At 61.9% G+C, this 20406-nt stretch carries 17 protein-coding genes; 11 read left to right on the forward strand and 6 right to left on the reverse strand.

The features are described 5' to 3' along the window. Positions 1-117: 117 nt before the first annotated feature. Both DN745_RS05690 and hemN read left to right on the forward strand, forming a co-directional pair. On the forward strand, positions 118-834 hold the full coding sequence (locus tag DN745_RS05690; RefSeq protein ID WP_111332899.1) for a Crp/Fnr family transcriptional regulator: 717 nt from the start codon (positions 118-120) through the stop codon (positions 832-834). 120 nt (positions 835-954) lie between these two features. Beyond that, positions 955-2352 carry an oxygen-independent coproporphyrinogen III oxidase gene (gene hemN, locus DN745_RS05695; protein ID WP_111332901.1) on the forward strand — a complete coding sequence of 466 codons (1398 nt, stop codon included), beginning with the start codon at positions 955-957 and terminating at the stop codon, positions 2350-2352. A gap of 12 nt (positions 2353-2364) precedes the next feature. On the opposite strand, the gene DN745_RS05700 is transcribed toward hemN, so the two are convergent. Then, a complete protein-coding gene (locus tag DN745_RS05700; protein ID WP_111332902.1) occupies positions 2365-3111 on the reverse strand; it encodes a DUF3891 family protein in 747 nt (248 codons plus the stop codon). Positions 3112-3192: 81 nt separating this feature from the next. Between DN745_RS05700 and DN745_RS05705 the strand changes: the two genes are divergently transcribed. From DN745_RS05705 to DN745_RS05745, 9 genes are all read left to right on the forward strand, one after another. Next, positions 3193-3795 (forward strand): methyltransferase domain-containing protein, encoded by a 603-nt coding sequence (locus tag DN745_RS05705; RefSeq protein WP_111332904.1) that lies wholly within the window; start codon positions 3193-3195, stop codon positions 3793-3795. A gap of 58 nt (positions 3796-3853) precedes the next feature. Beyond that, on the forward strand, positions 3854-5368 hold the full coding sequence (locus DN745_RS05710; RefSeq protein ID WP_111332905.1) for a nicotinate phosphoribosyltransferase: 1515 nt from the start codon (positions 3854-3856) through the stop codon (positions 5366-5368). Positions 5369-5422: 54 nt separating this feature from the next. Beyond that, complete coding sequence (locus DN745_RS05715; protein WP_111332907.1) at positions 5423-7009, forward strand: AAA family ATPase; 1587 nt, start codon at positions 5423-5425, stop codon at positions 7007-7009. Beyond that, the gene (locus DN745_RS05720) at positions 6997-8094 is read left to right on the forward strand and encodes a hypothetical protein (protein WP_111332908.1); all 1098 of its coding nucleotides are present in this window, start codon (positions 6997-6999) and stop codon (positions 8092-8094) included. The genes DN745_RS05715 and DN745_RS05720 overlap by 13 nt, the downstream gene beginning before the upstream one ends. Positions 8095-8099: 5 nt before the next feature. Then, the gene (locus tag DN745_RS05725) at positions 8100-9866 is read left to right on the forward strand and encodes a DUF58 domain-containing protein (protein WP_111332910.1); all 1767 of its coding nucleotides are present in this window, start codon (positions 8100-8102) and stop codon (positions 9864-9866) included. Then, on the forward strand, positions 9863-10462 hold the full coding sequence (locus DN745_RS05730) for a hypothetical protein (protein WP_133622045.1): 600 nt from the start codon (positions 9863-9865) through the stop codon (positions 10460-10462). The genes DN745_RS05725 and DN745_RS05730 overlap by 4 nt, the downstream gene beginning before the upstream one ends. Before the next feature lie 3 nt (positions 10463-10465). Further along, positions 10466-11881, forward strand: a complete 1416-nt coding sequence (locus DN745_RS05735; protein WP_111332913.1) for a phenylacetate--CoA ligase family protein — start codon at positions 10466-10468, stop codon at positions 11879-11881. Between the two features lie 62 nt (positions 11882-11943). Beyond that, on the forward strand, positions 11944-13719 hold the full coding sequence (locus DN745_RS05740; RefSeq protein ID WP_111332915.1) for a hypothetical protein: 1776 nt from the start codon (positions 11944-11946) through the stop codon (positions 13717-13719). Continuing rightward, complete coding sequence (locus tag DN745_RS05745; RefSeq protein WP_111332916.1) at positions 13716-14321, forward strand: hypothetical protein; 606 nt, start codon at positions 13716-13718, stop codon at positions 14319-14321. Before DN745_RS05740 ends, DN745_RS05745 begins: the two co-directional genes overlap by 4 nt. Before the next feature lie 20 nt (positions 14322-14341). Here DN745_RS05745 and DN745_RS05750 read toward each other — a convergent pair whose 3' ends face one another. The 5 genes from DN745_RS05750 to DN745_RS05770 form a co-directional block, all read right to left on the reverse strand. Further along, positions 14342-15331: an AAA family ATPase gene (locus DN745_RS05750; protein ID WP_111332918.1), complete on the reverse strand. Its 990-nt coding sequence runs from the start codon at positions 15329-15331 to the stop codon at positions 14342-14344. After that, the gene (pnuC, locus tag DN745_RS05755) at positions 15328-15948 is read right to left on the reverse strand and encodes a nicotinamide riboside transporter PnuC (RefSeq protein ID WP_204355095.1); all 621 of its coding nucleotides are present in this window, start codon (positions 15946-15948) and stop codon (positions 15328-15330) included. The genes DN745_RS05750 and pnuC overlap by 4 nt, the downstream gene beginning before the upstream one ends. A 189-nt stretch (positions 15949-16137) precedes the next feature. After that, entirely contained in the window at positions 16138-16803 is a 666-nt protein-coding gene (locus DN745_RS05760; protein ID WP_111332919.1) for a hypothetical protein, read from the reverse strand. A 148-nt stretch (positions 16804-16951) separates the two neighbouring features. Next, the gene (locus DN745_RS05765) at positions 16952-18709 is read right to left on the reverse strand and encodes a thiamine pyrophosphate-binding protein (RefSeq protein WP_111332921.1); all 1758 of its coding nucleotides are present in this window, start codon (positions 18707-18709) and stop codon (positions 16952-16954) included. Between the two features lie 35 nt (positions 18710-18744). Then, positions 18745-20265 carry a hypothetical protein gene (locus DN745_RS05770; protein WP_133622046.1) on the reverse strand — a complete coding sequence of 507 codons (1521 nt, stop codon included), beginning with the start codon at positions 20263-20265 and terminating at the stop codon, positions 18745-18747. Positions 20266-20406 lie beyond the last annotated feature (141 nt).

A 20406-nucleotide genomic window follows, 5' to 3' on the forward strand; every position in this document is an offset into this window, starting at 1 on the left:
GCGGCGGTTTATATACGCGCGATTCGCGTGTAGATCAGCGTAGCTAGTTGCTGTGGCATTCGAATCACGACTCGAGAACGAAACGACGAGACGATAAGTCAAAGGAGAGAAAGGAAGATGGCCTCAGACAATACTAAGAAGATGGACCAATTGCGTGAGCTATCGCTATTTGAGTCGATTCCGAGCGAAATTTTGGAGCCGCTACTGGGGCATTTTGTGTCGCGTAAATTCCAGCGAGGCGACACCATTTGGCGCCAGGGCAGCCCGGCAAATCAGTTCACTTTTATTGTCCAAGGCAAGGTCAAAGTCCTGAAATATCAGAACGATGGCAAAGAGATCATCCTGGGGATCTTCGGGGAAGGAGAGCCGGTCGGTGAGATCGCGGTGTACCAACGCATCGAGTTTCCGGCCAGCGCTGTGGCGCTTGAGGAGACCGAGGTGTTGCAGATTCATCGCGATCATTTTTATGGCACCATAAAGTCCAACACTCAGCTGCTGGAGGCGACCATCAACTCGATGATGCGCCGCAATCAGCACCTTGTGGGGCGGATCGATGAGCTTGCGACCGACGGGGCTGAGCAGCGCCTGGCGATGCTCTTCTGCAAATTCAGCGAGAAAATGGGCCGGCGCACGCATCTGGTCGATGGCACGATGGGGGTGCATATCGACCTGGATCTCACGCGTCGCGACATCGCCGACCTCATCAATACGCGCGTTGAGACGGCGATTCGCATCATGAGTCGCTGGAATAAAGAAGGCCCGGTGACGACCGAAAAGGATGGTTTTTTGGTGATCGACATTCAGAAACTCGACCAGCTCGCGCGCGCTATATAAGTCGCGAAAAATTTGCGCATCACTCCTGAGGGCGCAAATGCTGCGCCCACTCCGGCGATATATCTAGGTATCAAGTCCGTTATTTGGTTACTTAAATTACCTCCACTCAGGAGATACAGCATGAGTGCAAACCCGCAGCAAAAGACAACCGCCGACCCCGGCGCGGTCGACCTCGAGCTTCTCCGCAAATACGACGTCGCCGGGCCGCGCTACACGTCCTATCCGACGGCCGCGCATTTTCACGAGGACGTCGACGCCCAGGCGGTGGTCCCCAGGCTTGAGCAAAGTGATTGCGACAGCCCCGTGTCGGTCTATGTGCATTTGCCGTTTTGCCGCAAACTTTGCTGGTATTGCGCCTGCACCAAGATCATCACCAAGGATAGCCAGCGCGCGGCGGATTATTTGGTGGCGTTGGACAAAGAGATGCAGCTTAAGGCGGCGGTGATCGGCCGGCGTCCGGTGGTGCAATTGCACCTGGGCGGTGGGACGCCGACCTTTTTGTCGGCCGCCCAGATCCGGCAGCTCGGTGAGTCGATTCGCCGCCACTTTAATGTCACTCCCGGGGTTGAGGCGAGCGTCGAGATCGACCCGCGGGAGTGCGATGAAGAGAAGGTGAATGCGCTGGCCGAGGCGGGCTTTCGCCGGGCTTCGCTGGGTGTGCAGGACGTGGACCCGCGGGTCCAGGAGGCCATCGGGCGGGTGCAGCCGATGGAACTCAACACCAAGGCGGTGCGATTGCTGCGCGCGCGCGGGTTTGAGTCGGTCAACGTCGACTTGATCTACGGGCTTCCGCATCAAACCCCCGAGACCTACGCGCAGACGCTTGACCGCGTGCTCACCCTGCAGCCGGAGCGCTTCGCCATCTATAGTTATGCGCATGTGCCGTGGGTCAACGCGGCTCAAAAGAACCTGGAGCGCGTCGGGCTCCCGGCCGCCGAGGTGAAGCTGCGCTTGCTCAAATATATCATCGAGCGCCTGGTCGACGCGGGGTATGTCTATATCGGCATGGACCATTTTGCCCGGCCCGAGGATGAGTTGGCGCGGGCGCTGCGTGAGAATTCTCTGCAGCGCAATTTTCAGGGCTATAGCACCCACGCCGGCGTCGAGATTGTGGGCCTTGGGATGTCGGCCATCTCGCAATCCGAGGACCTCTATTATCAAAATACGAAGGACCTGGAGGTCTATTCGGCGCGGGTCGAAGAAGGGCACTGGCCGGTGGTTCGGGGGTGTCAACTCAGCGCGGAAGACCGGATTCGGCGCGGGGTGATCAACGAGATCATGTGTCGCGCGCGCATCGATTTTGCCGCGATCTCGGCGCGCTTGGGCATCGACTTTAGCGCCTATTTTAAGGACGAACTCGCCGCGCTCGCCCCCTTCGTCGACGACGGCCTCGTCGACCTCGGCCCGGGCGAACTAAGGATCACCGACCGGGGCCGGCTCTTCGTGCGAAATATCGCCATGACCTTCGACGCGCACCTGAGCGGCGAGGGCGAGCGGCGCTATTCTCAGACCGTTTAGCCCCCCAGGCGCTCAGCGCCCGGCCGGCTGCAGCAAGATATCGCGCATCTTCATCGGTATCTTGCCCCAGCTTTGGTCGAGCGCGTCCTGCGACATAAACTTCTGGGTGAGGACACGCGGGTTGAGGCGAAGCGACAACTCCGCCGGGGCGAAGGGCCAATTGTCGACCTCCACGCGCGCGTCGCTTCGCCAACGAATCCGCACCGTGTGCCCATCGGGGGCGCGCGACCAGGCGTCGGGGTCCTGCAGCCACCTCGGAATTGCGTCGCGCAGGGCGCCGGGCCCGGTAAGACATAGCGCCAGCGAGAAGATATCAAAGAACTTAAGCCACCGAAGCGCGTCATCTTTTTGGGCGAGGTAGCCCGGCGCGATGAGCTCGGCCAATCGGGCGCGTCGCGCGGCTTCGGTTTGCTGAAACCCCTCGATATTGAGCGTGCCGGCGAAGGTGCAATAATGCTTGCTCACCATCGAGGCCAGCCAGGGGTCGACGTCTTCGAGCATATCGACGCCGCGCCGATATAATGCAATTTTTGGGGCCATCGGATAGTTGATAAAGTCGAAGGGAAGACCCGTGGCCGGATTATAGAGCGGTTGGGCGTCCGAGGCGCGCCAGGCGTTGTCGTGGGCGCCGATAAGTTGCACGAGCATCGGGTCCAGGCGGGTCGGCTTCCAGGCCGCCGCGAGCGCGCCTGAGACCAGGGCGTGCTGTTCCTGGGAGATGCACTCGAAGGTCGCGTCGGTCGTATTTCGAATGAGCATGGGATTCCCGGCTGAGTTTATGGGCGCGATGATTTATGCTGGCGACAGCGAAATGACGATGAATTTATACCAAAGGTAATCATGTCGGACAAAAATGGATGGGTTGAGGCCTGGGAAGCGGGGCGAACGCCCTGGGATACCGGCCAGGCGGCGGGCGCGTTGGTTGAGCTTGTCGAGGGCGGAACGCTGCCTGAGGGGCGCGCGTTGGTCCCCGGCGCGGGCTCCGGCTACGACGTGTTGGCGCTGGCTTCTCCGACCCGTGAGGTGATCGGTTTGGACCTGGCCGAAGGTGCGAAACAGCGTTTTGAGGGGCTTCGCGACGAGGCCGGGATTTCGGCCGAGCAGGCAAAGCTCGTGGTGGCCAATTTTTTCGACTATCAGCCCGATGCGCCGTTCGACATGATCTGGGACTTTACCTTTTTGTGTGCGCTGGAGCCCGAAATGCGCGGCGATTGGGCGCGGCGCATGGACGAGTTGCTCGCGCCGGGTGGTGAGTTGGTGACGTTGATCTTTCCGGGCGTCGATAAGGCCCCGGACGATGGTCCTCCCTACGCGATGAGCCCCGAGTTGGTGCGCGGCATCCTCGAGCCAAAATTTGAGGCATATTTTCTGGAGCCAACCCCCAGCACCCACCCGGGATTTGTGAACGCAAAGGCGTGGATTGCGCGCTGGCGGCGCGCTTAGGTGTGTGCGCTCGCCTATGCTATTAAATCAATGAATTACGACCCCTACGGGATTATTTATGAACCATCTTAGCCTCTACGGTACCTCGCTCGCCCTGCTCACCGACCTCTATCAATTGACGATGGCGCAGGGCTATTGGAAGCAGGGGATGACCAAGACCGACGCGATCTTTCATCTGAATTTCAGGAAACCTCCATTCGGCGGCGGTTATGCGGTGGCGGCGGGGCTGAAGACGGCCGTTGATTATATGCTCAAATATGAGTTTCAGCCCGATGATATCGAATATCTTGAGGGGCTTCGCGCCGATGATGACGAGCCGCTTTTTGACCCTGAGTTTTTGAAGTTTTTGGGGGAGATGAAGTTCTCCTGCAGCGTGGACGCGATGCCCGAGGGGAGCATTGTCTTCGGGCATGAGCCGATGCTTCGCATCGAGGGGCCGCTGATCCAATGCCAATTATTGGAGACCGCGTTGCTCAATATCATCAACTTCCAGACGCTTATCGCGACCAAGGCCGCGCGGGTTTGCCTGGCCGCCGAGGGTGAGCCGGTGCTGGAGTTCGGGTTGCGCCGGGCGCAGGGGATCGACGGCGGCATGGCTGCCTCGCGCGCCGCGTTTATCGGTGGCTGCTCGGCCACCTCCAACGTGCTCGCCGGCAAGCTCTTTGGCATCCCGGTCAAGGGTACGCACGCGCATTCCTGGATTATGAGCTTCGACTCCGAGATCGAGGCGTTTCGGGCCTACGCCGAGGCGATGCCCAATAATGTCGTCTTTTTGGTCGACACCTACGACACGATTGAGGGCGTCAAGAACGCGATCATCGTGGGCGACGAGATGAAGAAGCTCGGCCATAAGGCCGCCGGCATTCGTCTGGACTCCGGAGACCTCGCCTGGCTCAGCATCCAGGCGCGCAAGATGCTCGATGAGGCGGGCTTTGAGGACACCGCGATCGTCGCGTCGAATAGCCTCAATGAGCGCACCATTCGCTCGCTTAAGGAGCAGGGTGCGACCATTGGGGTCTGGGGCGTGGGCACGCATCTGGCGACCGGGTGGGACCATCCGGCGCTGGGCGGTGTGTATAAATTGTCGGCGGTGCGCGCCGAGGGCGGCGAGTGGAAGCCGAAGATTAAGGTGAGCGAGCAGCGGGTGAAGATCTCGAACCCCGGCCGCATCCAGGTGCGCCGATTCTGGCGCAATGAGCCGAGCCGCTTCGGGGGCAAAGGCGAGTTTATCGGCGATATGATCTATGACGAATTTATGGGCGAGCCGCAGACCAATATCATCGTCGACCCGCTCGATAGCACGCGCCGAAAACAGCTCGAAGGCTCCGGCTCCGACTTGCTCAAACCGATCTTCCGCGACGGCGAGTTCGTGGGCGAGGAGCACGTCAAAGACGACCTCTACGAGATTCAGGAGCACGCGCGCTATATGCTGTCGTATTTCGATGACAGCATTAAGCGCTTCGAGTATCCGCATCAATATCCGGCCGGCCTGGAGAAGAGCCTGCACGACCTCAAGACGAAGCTTATCATTGAGGCGCGCGGGTTTGAGGATGATACCTCCACCACCTGGTGATAGGGTTCGCGTATAAATTTAAATGCCATATATCGATAATGTGACGGTCGTACGATGAGTCAATCGCATAGCGCAGACCAGGTCTCCCAGGCGCCGACGCGCCCGCCGAGCGCGGGGGCGTCTGACGCCGCTGAGTTCGACGTCGCCGACCTCTACCGGGACGCCTCGGCGGTAACTGCCTCCGAGGCGTCCACCAGCGCCCACGATGAGAAGCTGAGGCAGGCGTATTTTTGGGTCGTCAATCACGGCATAATCAGCCCGTTTTACGATATCGAGTATAACGACGCGCCGGCCCAGTCCTATAGCTTCGGGGACCAGAAGGTGCGGGTGACGCTGCCCAGCGAGCAGAGCTATTCGAGCTATGTGCTGCTGCCGCTGTTGAACCTCGCGCTTCGCCGGCGATGTTTGCTGGTGGGCGGGCCGGGGCGCGGCAAGACCGTCATCGCAAAATTGATGGGGATTTTGTCGGGTTATAGCCTGACCGAGATTCGCCAGGGCATCCAGCACGGCCAGCCGCAGATGACGGTCGCCGACCTGTTGGGTAACCCGATCCCCTCGACGCTGATGTCGGCCGAGACGATGGATGAGGTGCGCATCGCCTGGCGCAAATGGCTGAGCATGCGCATCAAGATTATCGACGAATATAACCGTATCCCGACGCGCACGCAGTCCGCGCTGCTCACGGTGATGGCCGATAATTACGCCGAGATTTACGACCAGGTCTATGAGTGCCCGGAGGCCGCCTGGTACCTGACCGCCAATGATGATGCAGGCGGCGGGACCTATCAGGTGATCGAGGCGCTCAGCGACCGCATCGACGTAGTCGTGAAGGCGCTTCATTTCAATACGCGCTTTCTCGATGACCTGGTGCTGCGCATCGAAGAGGGCGTGCGGCCGGAGACGATGGTCCCCGAGGAGATCATCTTCACGGAGGCCGAGTTTGAGGAGATGAGCCGCCAGATTCGCAAGGTGAAGTTGCCGCGAAAGCTAAGGCGTCGCTTTGAGTTTTTCGCCAGTCATTTCGAGTTCTTCGAGCCGGGGGCGCGCCAATTCGAGTATATGACCAAGGATACGGTAAAACTCACGGATATCGAGCTGCAGTCATTGGCCGGTGGCGACAGCGGCAAAGATGGTGTCGCGGATCTGGGGAGCCAGACGCGAAACGGCCTGTCGGTGCGTGCGCTGATGACCTGCATCGCGTTTATGAAGGGCATGGCTTATTTCCGCGGCGAAGACACGGTGTCCTACGAGGATATGCGCCAGATTCTGCCCTTCGTGCTGCATGATAAGCTCGTGCAGGAGCCCGATTCCCCGTATTTTGAGCAGACCAATCATGGGGCGCTTCGCACCGATAAGGTGAGCTGGATTCGCACGCTTTTGGACCTGTCGAGTCAGGAGTTTGAGCGCCTCAACCTGGACGCAGACGACCCGGTCGGCGCGTTCGAGATCGAGTTTGAGAAGGGCCTGGAAGATGTCAGCGCGCGCGAGGTTCGAAAGCGTATGGTGGCCATCGAGCGGGTGCTCAAGAAGTGGAGCGACGGGGGCAAGCTCTACGGTCATATGTTCGACGATATTCTTAAATTAAAATACCTGCACCAGCGCTATACGAATTATCTGAGGTGGCTTGAGTGGAAGACTTAAGCGGGGCCGACATCGATCGCGGCGCGCCGCGGGTTTGCGCGGCGCTGGCCGACGCCCTCAAGCGCGACCGGGATGCGTATAACGCGCGTTTTGCCCAGGCGCGCAGGCGCTGGCGTCACCTCGATGGCGGCGCGTTCGCCGAGCATCTGGCGGACAATCTGAGCCCGATTGTCGACGCGGTGGCGGCTGTGCAGCCGGCGCGTGTCGATGCGGTGGTGCAGGGTTTATATGGGCTCTCGCTTCAGTATGTGGCGCGTCATTGGCTGGGGCCGAAGAGTCGCCAGCCCTATCTAAATCGACTGTGGCGCGAGCAACTGCCGAAGCTGTCGAGCTTTGTGGCGCAGGAGCCGGTCGCAGTGGCCCGGGCGCTCACGGTCGCGGCGCGCAGCATCGGCGGGCGATCGGAGGGCGAGAGGGCGAGGGTTTGGATGAAACGCCTCGTTGAGATCGCCGCTGCTCATCCCAAAGATTGCGCCGCCTTCGACACCGTTTTGGATGTCGGTAAGGTCCTCGCCTGGCGCTGTGGCATGGCGCATTATCGCGCCAGCGCGCTCGCGGTATGGCGTGGGTTGAGCGACGAGTTGCGCTACCAATCACTTATATTATCGCCGCCAGATGATGGGGCGTTGCTCGATGTGGCGACGCGCCCCGGGCTTGATGCGCTCGACGCGGCGTTTGCCAACCCGTGGTTTCATCCTGCCAGGCATCGTCCCGGTGCGCTGCGCGTGAGCGAAGAAGTGCCTGATGCGTTGTCGATTCAATCGGTTGGGGGATTTGCGGGCTTTGGCTACGACTTCCACGCGCCGCCCCGGGTGATTGCGCTCGGCGAGGAGCTCTTCGCGGTGGATGGCGAGCGCTGGTTTCGCATCTTTGCCGACGCGTTTGGCACGAGCCTTCGGGCGGTCGAGCCTCGGGCAAACGATGCTCCGCGCTTAAGCGACGCCGAGCTCGCGCGCCTGGAGAAATGGAAGTCCGCGGCCTTGGCGCTGGAGCCGAATCTTGGCGATGCGACCTCGGCCGCGCTGCTGCCGTCGACCCTCGCGCTCACCGTACCCCACAGTCATCGCGTCTTTTTGGTGAGCTGAAATCCATGGCAAAAACAGACCTTTTAGGCATCCATAAACAGTGGGAAGAGGCGTGGCCAAAGGCGCTCGGCGCGTGGAGCGACTTCACCAAAATGCAGCGGCCGATCTGGTGTTTTTCGCCCGAAGAAGAGCGAGAGGTTGGGCTTAGGGGCTCGTTCGCGGCGATTCGCCTGCTCGACCATAAGGTGATGATCAGCTTGTCTCAGATCGCGGAATATCAGCTCGAAGACTACGGCGCGGAGATCCTCGCCCATGAGATCGGCCATCATGTCTACGCGCCGGCGAACCTCACCGACCATGCTCGGCTGTTGGCGCGTCTTCGCGCGGGGCTTGGGTCTAACGTGGAGTTTGCCGGTTTGATCGCCAATCTCTATACCGACCTGCTCATCAATGACCGATTACAGCGCGACGTCGGCATGGATATCGCGGGGGTCTATGCGAAGGTTGTCGCCCACAGCGGCCCACCCGAGCAGCCGCTGTGGCGGCTGTATTACCGCACCTACGAGGTGCTGTGGAACCTCGAGCCCGGGACCCTGGTCAGCGGCGAGGTTGAGCCGGGCATCAACCTCGACGCAACCCTGATGGCGCGGCTGATTCGGGTCTATAGCAAATATTGGCTCGAAGGGGCGGGGCGGTTTGCGCTGCTCTGCCTGGATTATTTGAAGGGGTTTCCCCCGGCGCCGGCGTCGCTCGAGGGTGTTTGGGTGACGCTCGACAGCCAGGATGCCGGCGAAGGCGGGGTGATCCCGGACGGCATCGCGCGCGAGGAGGAGGGCGAGGGTGGCGGGCTTGTGCACCCGCGCCTGGACCCCGAGCTCGGCGGGCTTGCGCCGCGCAGCTCAAAGGAGAAGTCGCCCGGCAGCCGCGACGGGCGCGAGGAGGACGGTGGGCAAAAAGGGCGATTTCGCGCCCCCGCTGAGTATATCGAGCTGATGAAGAGCATCGGCGTTGAGCGCGATTCCAGTGAGATCGTGATTCAATATTATAAAGAGCGAGCGCGCCCTCATTATATTAAATTTCCCACCGGAAGGATGCCCGTCGAGAACGAGCCGATTTTCGAGGGCGTCGAGCCCTGGGAGCTTGGCTCACCGGTGTCGCGCATCGATTGGGTGGAGAGCGCTGTGCGCAGCCCTTATATCATCCCCGGGGTCACGACCGTCGAGCGGACCTATCGTCAGGTGCGCAGTCCCGAGGCCGAGACGCGCCCGGTCGACCTCTATTTGGGCATTGATTGCTCGGGCTCGATGAATAACCCGAGCCGTCGCTGCTCTTATCCGGTGCTCGCCGGCGCGATTATGGTGAGCGCGGCGATGCGCGCGGGCGCGCGGGTGATGAGCGTGCTCTCCGGGGAGCCGGGCGAATATCTGTCGAGCGACGGGTTTAGCCGCGACGAGAAAGAACATTTGGGCGTGCTGACCTCGTATCTAGGAACCGGTTATTCTTTCGGCGCTGAGCGGCTTAAGGAGGTTTTCGTCGACAAGAAAGCACCCGAGCGCGCGTGTCATATTCTGCTCCTTACTGACGCTGATATCTTTCATATGTTCGACCAAACTCCGAACGGCTGGGAGATCGCAAGAATCGCCGCCGAGCGCGCAGGCGGTGGGGCGACTTGTGTCCTGGAGATTCGCTATCCGGACTCCTGCGCCGAGCCCCTCGCGCGCCTTCGTGAGATCGGTTGGACGCCGTATTTGGTGAACGATCAGGAGGGTGTGGTGGAGTTCGCGCGCCAATTTAGCAAGGCGCATTATGAGCGAAACGGGAGGCGACGATGAGGCAGGGACCGCCCATTCAAAAGTTGACGTATCGGTTGAGCGAATGCCCGCCCAAATTCCTTAAGGAGCCTGTGCTTAAGGGGCGAGGCGAGGTGCATGTGCGCGCGGTGGTCGCCGATTTGATGGCTGAGTTTGGCGCGCCCCTGTGGGCCGAAGATGCGTTCCGGAAGTTTCAGACCAAGAAGGTCGCCAAGCGAAATTGGCTGCGCGTGGTGTTGGTGGCGTCGTGGTTGCTTCACGACCCCTGGTTTCGTGATTATGCGCGGATTGAAGGCGACACATTCGCGCCACGGGTCTTGGCGTGGCTGCGCGATGACCTCAAGGAGTTCGCCCGGCTGATCGCGGTGGAGGCGTGTGTCGAAATGCCGGACCGGCGCGAGGAATTGGCACGCCGCTGCCTGGCGGGGCTGGGGCTGATGCCGGCCGGCGAATCGCCGGCGCAGGCGGAGAATCGCCTGGCGACCCTCGATAGCATCGCGCAGCACCGTATTCTCTTCGACACAAAAAAGCGTATGGAGCGGGCGGAGCGTTTGCGCCAGAAGATGAAAGTTCAAGAAGATGCCAGACGCGCAGCCGCGCGCGCTTCGCGGGAGTGAGCGATGCTACCAGGTTTTGAGGCTTTTCAATCGCTTAATCCGCTGATTACGCGGGATGGTTATGCGTTGCTCGAGCGCCTCTACACACATCCGTGCGCGCCGCGCTGGAACGAAGTCATCGGCGACCGTTTCGTCACCGAGGACCTCGCCGCGGTCGCGGCGTTTCGGCGGCGACTGCAGCAATGGCCCGGCGCCACCGCGGGGCAACCGGCGTATGCGAGCGCGCCGCCGCCGAGCATTCTCGAGTGGGTCCAGCAGATGCGCCAGCGCTCGCCCATCTTTCGCGCGCATATCCTGGAGGGCTTTCCGCTGGCGCGCGATTGGGCCTATCTGCCGACGATGAGCCGGCGTGATATCGCGGAGCGCCCTGTCGACATCACGCCGATGGACGCGGATCTTAAGCGACTCATCGTCTACGATACCACCGGGACCACCGGGCACGCGGTCATCGTCCCGCATCATCCGCGCACGCTCGCGTTTAGCCAGGCGCTGGGCGAATACGCGATGGGTCGCTACGGCGTGCAGCCGGTGTTTGGGGCTGGCCGGGTCGGGTGCTTCAATATCGGCGCGCAGGTGAATACCTATGTCTTCGCGGCGATCTTTTCGGTCTGGGAGCAATCCGGTTTTGCCAAGATTAACCTGCATCCCAAAGACTGGTCCGACGGCGCGACCTATGAGTTCGGCGAGTCGGTGGAGCGGGCCAGGGCGTATGTGGAGGCGTTTTCGCCGGAGTTTATTACCTCGGACCCGGTGGGCATCGCCGAGATGCTCCGCTGGGAGGTCGGCCACGGCGCCAAGGCCATCTTCTCGACAGCCGTGGAGCTCAGCGCGGGCCTCAAGGCACAGGCCGAGGCGCGCTTTGGCTGTCCGGTCATCGACTGGTATTCCATGACTGAGACGGGCCCGATCGCGTTCAGCGCGCCGGACGGCGACGGGCTTGAGATCATCAGCCCGGATATCTTTGTCGAGGCGATCGACGAAGATGGCTTTCCGGTAGGTCCCGATAAAATCGGCGAGCTCACCGTGACGGGCGGGCGAAACCCGTATCTGCCGCTGCTTCGCTACCGCACCGGCGACTTCGGGCGGGTGGCAAATGGACGCATCCACGACCTCCATGCGCGCAAGCTCGTCTTCTTTCGTGCGGCCGATGGTGCGTTGGTCAACCCGGTCGACATCGGTCGAATCATGCGACTTCATTGCGCGTTTGCGCAGCATCAATTCGTGCAGCAGGCCAACGGTGCGTGTCGAGTGCGCGTGCGGCCGGTGCCCGGAGTCGCGGTCGACCGTGAGGGGCTTCGGCGCGAACTTGCCACGCTATTCGGTGAGGAGGTAGACATAGAGGTCATTGTTGATGAGCAGCTTGGAGATGGGCAGCCGGGTGGGAAGGTCGAACCCTATATGCAGCATGGTGAGATTTGACTCACGATGGCGTGTCTGTTTTGGGCGCGTCGCCAACTTATATTGAGAAGAGGCCGAGCGTTATGTCGACCAAAATCGCAGAACTCCAGGAACGCTGGGAGGCCGCCTGGCCCGAGGCGCTGAAGATGTGGGGTTCACTTTTCGTATTGCCCAAGCCCACCTGGCAGCTCACGGAGCAGGATAAATTAGACGCCGGCTTTGAGCTCGCCATCTGGGGGAAGCCGACGTCTTCGTGGAGTCGCGAGCCATTGGCGGAGGCGTTTGAGGGGGCGCTCGGGGTGATTCGCCTGTCTGACGGTAGCGTCGCGATAAACCTTGGAAGAATCACCGACTACGGGCTCGAGGATAATGCTCCGGAGATCCTCGCCCACCTCATCGGCCATCATTTCTATGTGCCCGGGAATCGTGTCGATAACGCCAGGCTGATGGCGAATATTCTGGACGGGCTTCTGTCAACGAGGGGAGGGGCGCTGGCGGGGGTCACGGCGAATCTCTACGCCGACCTGCTGGTGAATGACCGGCTGGTGCGAAAATTTGGCATGAATATGGTGGGCGTTTTTGAGAAAATGATCGCCCGGGACGGCCCGCCGACGCAGCCAATTTGGAAGCTCTATTTTCGCGCCTACGAGGTGCTGTGGGATCTTTCGCCCGGCACCCTGGCCGGCGCCGATGTCTCGCCCGAGGTCAACGTCGACGCGATTCTTATCGCTCGCCTTATCCGCCACTATCATGAGAATTGGGTCGAGGGGGGCGGGGCGTTTGCGGCGCTTCTTTTCGAATATATCTTCGGCCTAAGCTCAAGCGAAATCGCGGGCGCGCCGAGCATAATGGCGATGTTTGACTGCCTGGACGCCGGGCGAGGGGCCGATATTCCGCAGGGTTTGGCGCGCCATACGCGCAGTGAAATAGCGGGCATCGCTCATCCGCGGCGTGACCCCAGGCTTGGGGGCTTCGCTCAACTTCCGACCCCGAATGCCTATGATGTGTGGGAGTCGGGCGTCGTCGACCCTGCAAATCCGCCGGTTGATTATGAAGGTGAGGGGAACACCGACGCCCGAGGCACCTACCGCTCACTCGAAGCCTATTTCGAGGTGATGAAGAGCGCGCTGGCCTACGATGAGATCTGGGGACATTGGGGTAATTTCGAGGCGAAACGAAGACTGATCGTTCAATATTATAAGGAGCGGGCGCGCCCTTATATTGTCCGCTTTGGGCAGGGCGATTCGGGCGAAGATCTGGCGCGAAGACGGTGCCCCGCAGATCTCTATTTGGGGATCGACTCCTCCCAGGCGATGCCGAGTCCGCAGCACCAGCTATCGCACCCGATCTTGGCGGGGATGGTCGTGCTCGACGCGGCGCTCGAGGCTGGCGCGAAGATCATGAGCGTGAGCTCAAGCGAGCCCAAGGTGCCCGGTTCCTCGAGCGAATATTGGATGAGCGATGGGTTTGGGCAGGATGAAGCGCAGCACCAAAGAGTGCTGAGCATCTTTGGGGGCGGTGGGTATGCCTTCGGGGTGTTGAGGCTCAAAGAGACTTTTGTCGACGGGCCGAGGCGCGAGGACCCCTGCCATATCTTGATATTTACGAATGAGCGCTTCTTCCAGATGCTCGATGAGACGCCGCAGGGCTGGGAGATCGCCCAGGCCGCAGCGCAGCGAGCTGGCGGCGGCGCGACCTGTGTGCTCACCGTATCCGAAGGCGCTGATTATGCCGCGGAGCTCGCGAGGCTTAGGAAGGTTGGTTGGGTGCCTCATCTTGCGGGCGAGACCAAAGAAATGATCGCCATTGCCCGCCAATTTAGCCGGACTCATTATCTAAACGCCTCGAGGTCGCGATGAGCCAGGGACCATCCATACAAAGTCTCACTCGCCGGCTTCGGGATTGCCCGCCGGAGCGCTTTTCTGAGCCCAAAAGCGCGCGCGCGAACGGCATCGCCGTCGAGGCGGTGGTCGCTGATCTGATGGCCGAACTCGGCGGTGGGCCCATCGATGCTGAAACGCGGGCCGTCTTGAGCGACGCAGCGCCCGAGGTGCGCAATTGGATGCGCGTTGTGCTGGTCGCGACCTGGCTGCTCTATGACCCGTGGTTTCGCGCGCAGGCCGACCTCGTCGGTGACCCCAGCTTCGCGGCGAGCGCGTTGCGCTGGATGCTCGAAGACCTTAGGGCGTTGGCCGGCGTCGTCGCGGCGGACCACTTGGTCGAGGAGCCCTTCGGCCGCGAAGAGTTGGCCCGGCGCTGCCTGATGGCGCTCGGGTTGCTGCCGCTTGACGAGTCCGCCGAGCAGGCAAAGATTCGTCTGGCCAATCTCGACTCCGTCGCGCGCTATCGGGTGCTTATGGGCTCAGAGGAGTATCAAAAGACCGCCGAGCGCCACCGCCAAAGAAAGGCCGAATATGAGCGTTCATTGAGGGCTCATGCGGCGCGTTGGACGCGTGAATAGGCTCGGGGCAAAGCTATATATTAGTGTTTTGATGCGCCCGCGGGTTTTGCCTGTGCTAAGCAGCGCTCAACGGCCGCCACCGCGCGCTCGAAGCGCTCTTCCCAAGTGCCGTGAATGTGCACATAGGGGCGGTCGTTCTCCTCAAGCGTGCGCTTGCATCGCTTGAAGAACGCGCGGCGTTTATCGTGCTCGGGGAAATAGCGCTGGTTGTCGTCGACCCAGTCCACGTCGACGTCGAGGAGCAGGGTGAGGTCGTAGGTGCGGCGCCTGGCCTGGGCGCTGACCCATTCGGGGCATTTTCCGAAGAGGACGTCGCTCCAGATCGTGGTGGTCAGGGCGTCGGTGTCGCTAAAGAGGACGCGGTTGGCGCGCGGGGCCAGGGCGTCTTCGGCGGCGGCCTGGCCGCGGGCGATGCGCTCGATATCCGGGTAGTCACAGTGGCCGTCTTTAAAGTTGAGCAGCGGGCGCGCGTATTCGTGGACGTAGACGGTGTCGAAGTGCCGGGCGAGGTCGGCGGTGAGGGTCGATTTGCCGGTGGACTCCGGGCCGAAGATGCACACGCGGCGCAAATAATAGGAGCGGACTTCGTCGGGGATAAAGCGCCAGTTTGCCATCGGGTTTTCGCGAATCGCGGTGCCGCTCACGGGCATAAGTTCGCGGGCCGGGTCGACCGGCACGAATTCGGCGTCTAGCACCTCGGCCAATTTGAAGCCGTAGTCTTCGGAGGCGAAGACCAGGTCGACGCCGTCGGGCATCGCGCTGAGCACGAGGTTGCGCCAGATGGGCCAGAAGTTGGGATCTTCGTCGGGGGTCTGCGGGACGTCGTCGGTGATATGGACGACCCGGCAATCCGGGAACATCCGCCGCATCCAATGGTAGCGAAGGGCGCCGTCGATGGGTTCGCGCTCGAGCGTACAGACTAGGATGGTGAGGTCGTCGCAGTAGTTGCGCGCGAAGTCGGCCAGGTAGCGATGGCCGGCGTGTGGGGGCAAAAATTTGCCCAGGATCATGCCCCTTGTGCGCTCAGGGGGCGCTGATTTTCGCGATGCGTTTTCATCCATTCCAATAGTCCTGCGATCGCCAATCCTAAGAAGACGAGATAGAGCCCGCTGGTGAGGTAGAGGCCTTTGGTCAGATACACGCCAATGGCAATGACGTCGACCACGATCCAGAAGACCCACGATTCGAGGATCTTTTTGCCCAAGAACCACTGGGCGATCAAGCTGAGCACGGTGGTCGCAGCGTCCCAATAGGGCAGGCTCGCGTCGGTATAGGTGCTCATCGCGAAGCCCAGGCCGGCGACGCCTACCGCGCCGACCGCCCAGGCCGCGCCGAATTGAGCTGTGCTCAGCCGGGTCACCTTCGCCTTGCCTCCGTCATCCTTATCTCGCCCGCCGTTGAGCCAATAATACCAGCCATAGATCTGCATGAAGATATAGACGATTTGAAGGCCCATATCGGAGTAGAGCTTCGCGTCGTAGAAGATGAAGATATAGAGGGTGACCATGACCAGGCCGGTCGGCCAGCACCAGATATTCTGGCGCGTGCTGAACCAGACCGAGGCCAGGCCGGTGATGGTGGCGGCGATTTCGATGGGGCTCATAAAGCTGAGCAGGGTTTCGAGCATGGTCTGTGAATCGAAGGCGTTGGGTTGCGCGGGTGTTTTGGGCGCGAGTTTGGTTGGCGTATTATGCCATGGAAAAGACGTGGGGGTAAGGGGTGGCCTTGGCGGTGAGTCTTGTTCACCGGCCAGGCGAGCTGGCCGGGGTCTTTGGCGGTGGGTCTTGTTCACCGGGCAGGCGAGCTGGCCGGGGCCTCAGTGAATCGGTACGGCCTTCGTCGTGCGAATGGTCATGGTGGAGCCGGCGGGGAGTTCGGCGTTGGTGGTGCCGGTGCCGAGGCTGATGGCGGTGCCGGCGCCTGCGCCGAGGATGCCGCCGACCACGGCGGAGCCGACGCTTCGGCCGATGATGGCGCCCAGGGCGATGCCGGTGACGCCGCCGACGGCTGCGCCGGTGCGCATTTCATCGCCATCCGCGTGGGCCTCGACGCCTGTTTGGGTGATGTCGGCCGACATCGGGTAGGATTGGCCGTCGAAGTTGATCTGCTGGACATCCAGGCGGATGGCGGCCTGTTCGTTTGCGCTGGTGGAGGGGGCGACGCCGGTGACGCGTCCGGTGACGGTCGCCTGGGCGGGGACGACGACTTCACCGGCGGGGGTGACCAGCGGGTTGAGCAGGGTGGCGCTGAAGCTGTCGCCTTCGCGGGTGTCCTGGGTGTCGAGCTTTTGATTGAGCGAAAGCCTTAGGTCGGTGCCCTCGGGGATCTGGTCGGTGGAGGCGATGGGCTGTTGGGTGGTCTGGACGCCCTGGGAGCTGGTGGCGGTTGCGGTGCGGCAGCCCGGGGCGAGCAGGGCGAGGGCGGCGAGTAGGGCGGTGAGATGGGAGAGGCGGCGAAGGATATGTTTGGGGTTGCGGTTCATGGCGAGGACTCCGGTCTAGGGGAATGCGCTCAAGCTGAATCTTCCTCCTCTTTGATCTAAGCAACAAAAAGCCCGAAGCAACGCGTGATGCTCGCGTGGCTTTGGGCTAAGTGTTTGAGTTTGTTTGGTTTTTGTGGGCGGTCGCCGCTCAGACTGAGATGGAGCCCTCGCGGAAGTCGCTGGGGGCCAGGTGCACGTTGATGAGCACCGGGATTCCCTTTTTAGCGAGTTTCTGGGCCTTTCTGATGGCGGCGTCGACCTTGGTCGGGTCGTTGACCAGGATTCCCTTGCCGCCGTAGCCCTCGGCGACCTTATGATAGTCGGTATAGCGCAGGCCGGTGCCGACCTCGTCGCCCAGGATGACGACCTGGTCGCGGGCAATCTGGGCCCAGGAGGCGTCCATTCCGACCACGGCGATGGGGGCCAGGCCGTGGCGCACGTAGGTGTCGAACTCGGCCAGGCTATAGGCGCTGGAGCCGTCGCCCCACAAGAGCCAGATCTCGGAGTCGGGGCGGCAAAGCGCGCCGCCCAGGGCGAAGCCGCCGCCGACGCCGAGCGTGCCGAACACGCCCGGGTCGAGCCAGTTGAGGGGCTGTCGGGGGCGAAGCACATACGCCCCGGTGGCGACGAAGTCCCCGCCGTCCACGGCGATGACGGCGTTGTCGCCCATGAGTTCTTCGAGGCGCTGGAAGAAATAGATCGGGTGGACGAATTCCTCGGCGTCATTGGCGCGTGCGGCGATGTCGGCGTTGCGCGCGTCTTCGCGCTTCTGGCAATCGGCGAACCAGGACTTAGATGCGCCCGGCACATTGCCCATATAATTGGCCAATTCGATGAGGAAGTCGCCCGGGTGCATCTGGAGGCCGATGTCCGGGTTGCGGTTCTTGCGCAGGTCGGACTCGCTGAGGTTCGCCGCGATAAGCGTGGCCTTGGAGCTGATCTTTCGGCCGTAACCCAGGCGGAAGTCGAAGGGAAAACCGGTGACGATGGCGCAGTCGGTCTTTTTGAGGGCGGCGGTGCGTTTGTGGAAGAATTGCAGGTCGCTATGGCGCCCGAGCAGGCCGCGCGCGGTGCCGCCCAGCCACACCGGGATGCCCAGGCTCTCGATGGCACGCGCGATCTCGCGCGCCTGTGCCTGAGTGCGGTTGACCAGGGTTTGGCCGCCGACGACCAGGGTGGGGCGCTCGGCGCGCACCAGGGCGTCGGCCGCGGCCTCGATTTGGGAGTGAAGGCTGGCCCGAAACGGCAGCTTTACCTCGGGGGGCGACAGGTCCAGGGAGATATGCGGCTGGTGGAATTGGCGCTGCAAATACGCCTTCATGCCAAGGGCCATGCCCTTGGCGATCAGGGTTTTGGGGTTGCCGAGACCGGCTTCTTCTAAATACCAACCTTTGACGACCTCTTCGGGGTAGAGCAGGTCGATGGGGACCTCGACAAAGACCGGTCCGGGGACGCCTTCGGTGGCGACCTTGAGGGCTTTACGGATGGTGGGGCCGAGCGCGCGCACCGTGGTGACCCGGGTGCACCATTTGGTCACCGGGGTCATAAAGGCCATCTGGTCGATGTCCTGGAGTGCGCCGCGCCCGCGCAGGATGGTGGCGGTGGCGCCGCCGAGGATCAGCAGCGGGGTCTGGGCCATCTGGGCGTTTTTTACGGCGGTCACCGTGTTGGTGACGCCCGGGCCCGCGGTCACCGCCGCCACGCCGGGTTTGCCCGACATGCGCGCGGCGGCGTCGGCCGCGAAGACCGCGGTGGCCTCATCGCGCACGTCGATGACCTTGATATCGAGTTGTTTGGCGCCCACCAGAATCGGCGAGATATGTCCGCCGCAGAGGGTGAAGAGGTATTCGATGCCGCCGTTTTGAAGTTGCTCGGCGATAATCTGTCCACCATCACGCTTCGGCATATAAAGGCTCCGTGCTCTCGGTATAAAGGATCAACTTAATTAAGGGGGTAATCGGTCCAGCCTTCGGTCCAGGGAATCTCGCCGGGGCGGAACGCGCCCAGGTAGACGCCGGTTGGGTCGAAGCCCTCGGCGACCGGTGGCGGGGTGATCGCGGCGCCGGTGGTATGGGTCGCGCTGGGGACCCAGCTCGGGTTGGTGAGGTCGAAGGGGCGCTCGATGCCTGGGTCTTCGCCGAAGATATTATTAAACCCGGGTTGGGTGAAATATGCGACCTGGTCGAAATACTCGCCTTCTTCGGAGCCGCCCGGGTCGGAGTTCGTGTCGGCATCGGTTCCGCCGGCGTCCTCGCTACCTGCGTCGAGGCCCGCGTCGCCGCTGCCTGGGTCTGCGGGGACCGAGGCGCCGGCGTGAAAATAGCTGTCGCCGTTGAGGCCAACTTCATAAAAGAGGGTGTGTTGGACCACGGTGTGGCCGTCACGTGCGCCCTGAATGGATGCTTCGTCGGAGACCTCAACGCCGACGGTGTGGTGTCCCATGATGATGCCATGGGACATGAAGGCGCGCGCGCCTTCTTTAATGTGGGCGCCGCGTTGGATATCGCCGCCGCCCTGACCGCCGATAAGCGTATAGTTATAGATCTTGATGTCGGTCAGCGGCTCTGCGGTGTGGTCTTCTTTGAGGCCGCCGATTTCCAAGGAGTTATTGCCCACCGGGTCCTGTTGGATGGCGAGGAATTGGGCGGTGCCATGCCAGCCGGTGTCGATATCGAAGGGGTCGTCGCCCGCGCGCGTCAGCAGGATATGGCGGATGTCGACAGAGCCGCCGAAGATCTCGAGGTTGTCGTCGTCGCCCTTGTGGATGTGGACGTAATCGACCGTGGTTTCTTTGCCGCAGCCGGCCAGCGTGAGGCCGTTGAGCGCGTTGTCACCCTCGACAAAGCCGCCGCCGAATTCGATGCGGGTGTATTTGATGGTGCCGCAATTCCAGTTGTCGTCGGTGCCGCCGACGATGGGCTGTTGCTCATCGGCGTTGATGCGCAGGTTGAAGTCTTCGCGACTGACCTTGGCCTTGCCGATCAGCGCGACGCCGCCCCAATCGCCCGCGCGGCGACGGCCAACCGGCTCGGCGCTGCTGAAGACGATGGGCGCCTGGCGGGTGCCGACGGCCTCAATGCGGGCGCCGGGCAGGGCAACCAGCGCCGCGCCTTTCTCGGCCAGGACTTTGGTCCCCGGCTCGATGGTCAGCACGGCGGGACTGGTGATCGTGATGACGTCCTTGAGCAGATAGACCTTGTCTGCGGTCCAGGTCGTGTCCTCGGCGATGATATTGATCACCGCTTCGGTGGGCGGCGGCTTGCAGATTCCCTCGGTGCAAACCCCGGCGCCGGCGCAATCCGAATCCGTGGCGCACTCGTCGAAGTCGAGGAGTAGCGAGCAGCTCTGGAGCAGCAGCAACGCCGACATTCCCAGCAGGGTGGGGAGCAAGCGGCGGCCGCGCGCGTGAAGAGTCGACAGCAGGCCTGGAGAGCAATACGGAAATTCAGAATTATACATCATAATCTCGTCGAGAGATTGGTATCGGGACATTCTGGCTTAAACTACCTTGCGTGGGCGTTGTCGGCAAGTGCTTTGGGGGGAAAGGTCGTTGGGGGCAGAAACGGTTGAAATCCGAAGATAGGAGGCTGGGGTTGGAGGGGA

The sequence above is a fragment of the Bradymonas sediminis genome (genome assembly GCF_003258315.1).
Lineage (GTDB): Bacteria > Myxococcota_A > Bradymonadia > Bradymonadales > Bradymonadaceae > Bradymonas > Bradymonas sediminis.

Bases quoted from the DNA above. Each gene is read 5' to 3' on its own strand.
- DN745_RS05690 (WP_111332899.1), top strand. From the start codon at position 118: ATGGCCTCAGACAATACTAAGAAGATGGACCAATTGCGTGAGCTATCG.
- DN745_RS05725 (WP_111332910.1), top strand. From the start codon at position 8,100: ATGGCAAAAACAGACCTTTTAGGCATCCATAAACAGTGGGAAGAGGCG.
- DN745_RS05715 (WP_111332907.1), top strand. From the start codon at position 5,423: ATGAGTCAATCGCATAGCGCAGACCAGGTCTCCCAGGCGCCGACGCGC.
- DN745_RS05760 (WP_111332919.1), bottom strand. From the start codon at position 16,803: ATGAACCGCAACCCCAAACATATCCTTCGCCGCCTCTCCCATCTCACC.
- DN745_RS05745 (WP_111332916.1), top strand. From the start codon at position 13,716: ATGAGCCAGGGACCATCCATACAAAGTCTCACTCGCCGGCTTCGGGAT.
- hemN (WP_111332901.1), top strand. From the start codon at position 955: ATGAGTGCAAACCCGCAGCAAAAGACAACCGCCGACCCCGGCGCGGTC.
- DN745_RS05730 (WP_133622045.1), top strand. From the start codon at position 9,863: ATGAGGCAGGGACCGCCCATTCAAAAGTTGACGTATCGGTTGAGCGAA.
- DN745_RS05710 (WP_111332905.1), top strand. From the start codon at position 3,854: ATGAACCATCTTAGCCTCTACGGTACCTCGCTCGCCCTGCTCACCGAC.
- DN745_RS05740 (WP_111332915.1), top strand. From the start codon at position 11,944: ATGTCGACCAAAATCGCAGAACTCCAGGAACGCTGGGAGGCCGCCTGG.
- DN745_RS05705 (WP_111332904.1), top strand. From the start codon at position 3,193: ATGTCGGACAAAAATGGATGGGTTGAGGCCTGGGAAGCGGGGCGAACG.
- DN745_RS05700 (WP_111332902.1), bottom strand. From the start codon at position 3,111: ATGCTCATTCGAAATACGACCGACGCGACCTTCGAGTGCATCTCCCAG.
- DN745_RS05765 (WP_111332921.1), bottom strand. From the start codon at position 18,709: ATGCCGAAGCGTGATGGTGGACAGATTATCGCCGAGCAACTTCAAAAC.
- pnuC (WP_204355095.1), bottom strand. From the start codon at position 15,948: ATGCTCGAAACCCTGCTCAGCTTTATGAGCCCCATCGAAATCGCCGCC.
- DN745_RS05770 (WP_133622046.1), bottom strand. From the start codon at position 20,265: ATGATGTATAATTCTGAATTTCCGTATTGCTCTCCAGGCCTGCTGTCG.
- DN745_RS05735 (WP_111332913.1), top strand. From the start codon at position 10,466: ATGCTACCAGGTTTTGAGGCTTTTCAATCGCTTAATCCGCTGATTACG.
- DN745_RS05750 (WP_111332918.1), bottom strand. From the start codon at position 15,331: ATGATCCTGGGCAAATTTTTGCCCCCACACGCCGGCCATCGCTACCTG.